Annotated in this window: 6 protein-coding genes; 1 reads left to right on the top strand and 5 read right to left on the bottom strand. The window is 23.9% G+C overall.

Going from position 1 to position 6,256, the window contains the following annotated elements; translation table 11 throughout:
- On the top strand, positions 1–1,052 hold a 1,052-nt coding region (locus tag ACTTAT_RS06895), incomplete at its 5' end, for a M24 family metallopeptidase (RefSeq protein WP_440680316.1).
- On the opposite strand, the gene ligA is transcribed toward ACTTAT_RS06895, so the two are convergent.
- From ligA to ACTTAT_RS06870, 5 genes are all read right to left on the bottom strand, one after another.
- Positions 1,038–3,056 carry an NAD-dependent DNA ligase LigA gene (gene ligA, locus ACTTAT_RS06890; protein ID WP_440680315.1) on the bottom strand — a complete coding sequence of 673 codons (2,019 nt, stop codon included), beginning with the start codon at positions 3,054–3,056 and terminating at the stop codon, positions 1,038–1,040. The genes ACTTAT_RS06895 and ligA overlap by 15 nt on opposite strands.
- Positions 3,053–3,895: an outer membrane protein assembly factor BamD gene (locus ACTTAT_RS06885; RefSeq protein ID WP_440680314.1), complete on the bottom strand. Its 843-nt coding sequence runs from the start codon at positions 3,893–3,895 to the stop codon at positions 3,053–3,055. The genes ligA and ACTTAT_RS06885 overlap by 4 nt, the downstream gene beginning before the upstream one ends.
- 33 nt (positions 3,896–3,928) lie before the next feature.
- Positions 3,929–4,768 carry a UDP-3-O-acyl-N-acetylglucosamine deacetylase gene (lpxC, locus tag ACTTAT_RS06880; RefSeq protein WP_440680313.1) on the bottom strand — a complete coding sequence of 280 codons (840 nt, stop codon included), beginning with the start codon at positions 4,766–4,768 and terminating at the stop codon, positions 3,929–3,931.
- A 66-nt stretch (positions 4,769–4,834) separates the two neighbouring features.
- Complete coding sequence (locus ACTTAT_RS06875) at positions 4,835–6,037, bottom strand: cell division FtsA domain-containing protein (protein ID WP_440680312.1); 1,203 nt, start codon at positions 6,035–6,037, stop codon at positions 4,835–4,837.
- On the bottom strand, positions 6,034–6,256 hold a 223-nt coding region (locus ACTTAT_RS06870; RefSeq protein ID WP_440680311.1), incomplete at its 5' end, for a cell division protein FtsQ/DivIB. The genes ACTTAT_RS06870 and ACTTAT_RS06875, both read right to left, overlap by 4 nt.

The following is a 6,256-nucleotide window of genomic DNA, read 5'->3' as shown; positions in this document are numbered from 1 at the left end:
GAATTTATATTTATTCTAATCAAAAAATTAATTTAAAAATAAAAAATATAATTTTTAAAAAAAACAGTGAATTTAAACAACATCTTTTAAGTATAAAAAAAATTTACACAGATAAAAAGTACCTGTCTCTTTATCATCATAATTTTTTCATAAAAAATAAAATTAAAATTAAATTTATTAATGATCCGATTGATCAATTTAAAAGTATAAAGAATAATACAGAGATTTTAAATTTAAAAATATCACATATTTTTGATGGTATAGCATATTGTAAATTTTTATATTGGCTTAAAAATAATAATTTAAAAAATACTAGCGAAATTGAATGCCAAAAAAAAATTGAATTTTTTAAAAAGAAAAATAAATTTTATCTTGGACCAAGCTTTGAGACTATTTCTGCAACAGAGAAAAATGCATCTATAATTCACTATAGTGCTAAAGATTATAAAAAAACAAATTTAAAAAAGAAACATCTTTATCTTTTAGACTCCGGTTCACAATATTTGTATGGAACTACAGATATGACTAGAAGTTTTTCACTGGGTAAACAAAACCTATTTAGAAAAAAAATTTATACATTAGTTTTAAAATCACATATTGCGGTTTCTGTTGCTAATTTAAAAAATATGACAGGAAAAAAATTAGATAGAATTGCAAGAAAAAATCTTATTAAATTTGGATATAATTATAATCATGGTACAGGCCATGGTGTAGGTTTTTTATCCAATGTACATGAAGCACCACCTTCAATATCAAAATTTTATAATAAAAAATTTTTAGTTAATCAAGTAATGTCTAATGAACCTGGTTATTACAAAGATAATGATTTTGGAATTAGACTAGAAAATTTAATTTATAAAAATCACAAAAACTATTTTGAAAATCTTACATTAGTTCCATTTGAACGAAAAATGATACTAAGATCTATGCTAACTAAAAATGAAAAAAATTGGATTAATCATTATCATAGTGAAGTATTTGAAAAAATTCATAAATTCCTCAGTATTAGAGAAAAAGTATTTTTAAAAAAATATTGCTCAAAAATTGATTAATTTATACCAATCTTTTTCTTTTAAAATTTTGATACCTAAATCTTTAGCTTGATTTATTTTTTTTACTGTTGGCTTTGAGTCTCCTGCAACTAAATAGTCCAATTTTTTTGATGGAGACCCCAAAACTTTTCCACCCTCGTTCTCTACGATTTGTTTTGCTTCAGATCTACTCATCTTCTCCATACCACCAGTAAACATAAATGTTTTATTTATAAACTTACCTTTGTTTTGAATTATAAAGTCCGAAATAGATAAATTCTTAATTAGTTCCTCAAAAACTTTTTTATTAGTATTATTTGAAAAGAAATTTTTTAATGAATTTATTTGTGTTTCTCCAATACCATCAAGTTCTAATAAATCTTTAAATAAATTATTTTTTTCAAATAGAAGTTTTTTAAAAATTTTTATAGACTGAAAATATTTGGCTAAAATTTTTGCATTTTCTTGTCCAATATGTCTTATGCCAAGTGAATAAATAAACTTTTCTAAACTAATATTTTTTGTTTTATTTATTGATTTTTTTAAGTTTTCAGCAGAAAGTTTTCCCCACCCTTCTAGTTGAGATATTTTTTCAAAATTTAATTTATATATATCTTGTGGTAATTTTATTAAGTTCAAATTCCAAAAATTTTCTACTACTTTTTTTCCTAAACCCTCTATATTCATTGCATCTTTTGAAACATAATGTTTAATTTTTTCTTTTGTAATTAAGTTACATTCATAGCCTTTATCGGGACATCTTCTAACTGCATCATATTTTTTTGTTACCTTATTATACTCTTTAATAGTATCAAAACCACAAGGGCATTTTTTGGGAAAAATAAATTTTTTAGAGTTTTGATCTCTTTTGGTTGTATCTACCTCAATAACCTGTGGGATTACATCACCTGCCCTTTGAACAATAACCGTATCACCAATTCTTATATCTTTTCTTTCTATTTCATCTTCATTATGCAACGTAGCATTTGACACTGTTACACCCCCAATGTTTAGAGGATTAATTTTTGCTACAGGTGTTAGAGCGCCAGTTCTGCCAACCTGAATTTCTATATTTTTAATTTTTGAAATGCCTTTTTCAGCAGAAAATTTGTGAGCGATTGCCCACCTTGGAGAGTTTGTTAAATTACCCAATCTTTGTTGTAATTTAAAATCATCAATTTTATAAACTATACCATCGATATCATAATCTAGTTCAGATCTTTTATTCTCTAATATTTGATAATTATCTAATAAATCTTTTTCATCCTTAATGATTTTTCCTAAAGGATTAATCTTAAAACCTTGGTATTTTAGGAATTCTAAAAATTTTGATTGTTTACTTTCAAGGTTATGATTCATAAAGATTGTGCCATATGCAAAAAATTTTAATGGAATTTTTGCAGTATTTTTAGCATCTTTTTGCCTTAATGAGCCAGATGCTGCATTTCTAGGATTTGCAAATTTATTTGAAAGATTTTGAAATTTAGACTTTGGGATATAAACTTCTCCCCTGACAATCAATTCGCCGGTATTAAGTTTTTTTAATTTTTTTGGAATATCCTCTATTGTTTTTAAATTTTCAGTTATATCTTCACCAAAGTCTCCATCACCTCTGGACAAGCCTTGAACTAAATTACCATCAATATATTTTAAGCTAGCTGAAATACCATCTATCTTTGGTTCAGCAAACAAAGTTTCTCGATGATTTAAGTCTAAATTTAAAAAATTATTAATTTTTTTATAAAAATCCATAATGTCGCTTTTATTAAAAGCATTATCTAAAGAAAGCATGCTTTCACTATGTTTTATTTTGGAAAACTTTTCAGAAGGCCTATAACCAACAATATTATCAACCTTTTTTTCGTTTTTAGGAATTTTATTATTTTTTTCATAGCTAATGAGCTGTTTTTTTAAATCATCATATTTGGAATCATCAATTTTGGGTGAACTTTTGTCATAATAAAACTTATTATGCTCTAATAATTTTTTTTTCTTTTTTTGATATTCTTTTAAATTTTTGATCATTTAGAAAACTCAAACAATTTTTTTAATCGATCTTTAAGTTTTTTTTTAGTCTCAGCTTTTTCAATTTGATAGTTTTTGTCAGCAACAATCTTATAAGATTTTTTATACCATTTACTATTGTTGAAATTGTATCCAAGGATAGAAGCATATTTTTTAGCTTCATTTATATTTCCTAAATTATAATAAATTTCAACTAGTCTATGTAATGCTTCTTTACTATAGATTGTTTGATCATATTTATTAATAATAATACTTAATCTTTTGATTGCACCAGCCCATTTAGATTTTTTCATATAATATCTCGCAATGTACATTTCTTTACCTGCTAATTGTTCGTTTATTAAATCAATTTTTAATCTAGAGTCTTCCGCATACATTGAGTTAGGATAATTGCTAATAATTTTTTTAAATTCTTTTAAGGCTGAATTTGTATATGTCTGATCTCTAGATATAACATTAATATTCTCATAAAACGTTAGTGCTCTTATAAAATCTACATAATCAATATTCTCATGTTTTGGATAAAGCTTTTTAAATTTTTTAATATTTTCTAATGTTTTAAAACTATCACCAGTCTCATAATACATGTAGATTATCATCAATGAAGCTTTGGGAGCCCACTCTGAAAAAGAATATCTTGTTTCAACTTTTTGGAATAGTAAAATTGAGTCATTCCAATCACCATCTTCAAAAAACTTATATGCAGCTTTATATAAAACATTCAAAGGAGGTACCTTTTCTGGTTTTTTTATTTGATTTGTATTAGACCCACAGCCTAATAACGCAAACAAAAAAATAATAAAAAAATATTTGCTAACTTGTCTATAGTTTCTATTCATAAATGCTTATATTTTGAATTTAAATTAAAATAATTAAATTATTTCATAATTATTTTCATCTTTAAAAACCTCTTTCAATAACATCAAATTTAATTCATGCCCTCCTCCTTTGGTAATAACGTTACCATAAATTTGATATTCAGCTAAATAAAGATCTCCAATACAATCAAGGATTTTGTGTTTAACAAATTCGTCTTTGTACCTTAAGCCACCTTGGTTTAATATTTTATTCCCAGATACAACAATTGCATTATCTAGAGTTCCTCCTTTAGCCAAGCCCATTGCAAAAATTTTTTCTAAATCTTTATGTAGACAAAATGTTCTTGCTAAATATATTTTTTTAAAATTATCAAGATCATGTTCATAATATAATGATTGTTTTTTTATAAAATCATCTTTGTAGTCGATTGAATAATCAATAGTTAGTTTCTTCTTATTAGGAGAAATTTCAATATATTTATCAATAGTTTTATAATTAACTTTTTTTTTTATTTGAATTATTTTTTGCTGTATTTTTTGATTAACTAAACCAGTATCTAAAATTTTCTCTACAAAGTCTTTGGCACTACCATCTAAAATCGGTATTTCCTCAGATGTAGTTTGGATAGATACATTGGTAACTCCTATTGCGCTTAAAGCCGACATCAAATGTTCTATGGTAGAGATATAGGTATTTTTTTTTTTTATTTTTGTACATAGTTGACTAATTTGTGCATTTTTCCATGATGCTTTTATTTTTTCTTTTTTAAAAATAAAATTAATTCCTGAATTAACTTTTTCAGGTAAAATTTTAATCTCAACAGATTTTCCAGTATGCAAACCTATCCCAGAAAAAGAAATAGAATTTCTAATAGTTTGTTGATTTATAAACACAATATGTAAGTCTCAAAAAAAAACATTACAATCTACTCAAAAATTATTTCACTTGTTTCATAATGATTATTTCAAAAACATTGAGTAAAACTTTTCAAAAAAATTCTTATTTTGACTGCTAAAACCTTTGATTTCATCTTTAAAAGGAAAAAATATTAATTTAGCTATACCTAGACAGACCATATAGTCAGAAAATATATTAAACTCAGTATTTTTAATCGGGAATGTTTGTTTAGCATGCTCCACATCAGTATTTAGTTTTTTAGAAAGTTTGGATGATAATATTTTTAACTCAGCTCCACCACCAGTAACAATTATTTTTCGGGCTGATCTATTTAGTGATCTGCAATATAAAATATTTTTGTATATATATTCCACTATTTCTTCTAACCTCGCATCTATAATTTTAGTTATTATTTCTGAAGATATTTTTCTATCATCTTTACCTATAAGAATTGATTTATCAAAATTATTTTCTAAAATTTTATCATAATTTAATTTAATTTTTTCAGCTAAATCTTTATTCACTCCTGCGGCTCTAATTAAATCATTATTTATATGATTAGAGCCAATCGGGATTATATTTGAGTATAAAAGTTTTGAATTCTCAAAAAAAGTAATGCATGTTTTATCAAAGCCAAAATCTATATTAGTAAAGCCTTTTTCAATTGTATCCTGATCAGATGATAGAATGCTTGTTGCAAAAGGTGAATAAAAATATTTTTTTATATTTAAACCTGCCTTAGTAATTGCTTTATTATAATTTAAAATTATATTTTTATCTAAACTTAAAAAACTAAAGTTTATATCTAGTGTTTTCGATCTTAAACCCAAGGGATTTTCAACATAATTTTTTTTATCTAAATAAAAACCAGAGTTTAAAAAATGAATAACCTTATTAGTCTTTAAATTATCTTTAAATATTCCAAAAGCTAAATTTATTAAATTTTGCAAATCTTTTTTTTCTTCAATTTCATAAGAACCAATATTTCTACTCAAACCAAAGGTTAAAAAATTAAAATCAATAGAATTTATACCTACATAAATTTCGCTAATTTTCTGATTTATCTCTTTTTCTATTGATGATAGACAGAACTTTATTTGCTCACTCAATTTTTCAATATCTACGACATTACCTTTTTTTATGCCTGATGAAAAAGTAGAATACTTAGAATGAATATCTATATAATTGTTTTTATTTAATGAAATAACTAAAATTTTTATTTTATATGAACCTAAATCTAAAATTGCTATTTTTTCTTCTATCATTTAATAATTGCGTTTCTTTCGTTTCTTAAATCAATAACATTAAAATTTTTATATTTTTTGATAACACTTTCTAAAATATGGATTTGTTCTGCAATATTATAATTTCCAAATTTAATAAGGACATTATTCTTTAAATAAATATCCCATCTTTTTAAATTATGAAATTTTATAATTTTAACTTTTTTATAAATTTCTGATTTAATAATTATATTATATATA

The organism is Candidatus Pelagibacter sp. HIMB1517, from assembly GCF_052047895.1.
Lineage (GTDB): Bacteria > Pseudomonadota > Alphaproteobacteria > Pelagibacterales > Pelagibacteraceae > HIMB114.
The sequence above is the reverse complement of the archived record's forward strand: the minus strand, read 5'-3'. Positions and strand labels throughout refer to the sequence as shown.

Coding starts and splice junctions, on each gene's coding strand:
- ACTTAT_RS06875 (WP_440680312.1), bottom strand. CDS start 6,037: ATGATAGAAGAAAAAATAGCAATTTTAGATTTAGGTTCATATAAAATA.
- ligA (WP_440680315.1), bottom strand. CDS start 3,056: ATGATCAAAAATTTAAAAGAATATCAAAAAAAGAAAAAAAAATTATTA.
- ACTTAT_RS06885 (WP_440680314.1), bottom strand. CDS start 3,895: ATGAATAGAAACTATAGACAAGTTAGCAAATATTTTTTTATTATTTTT.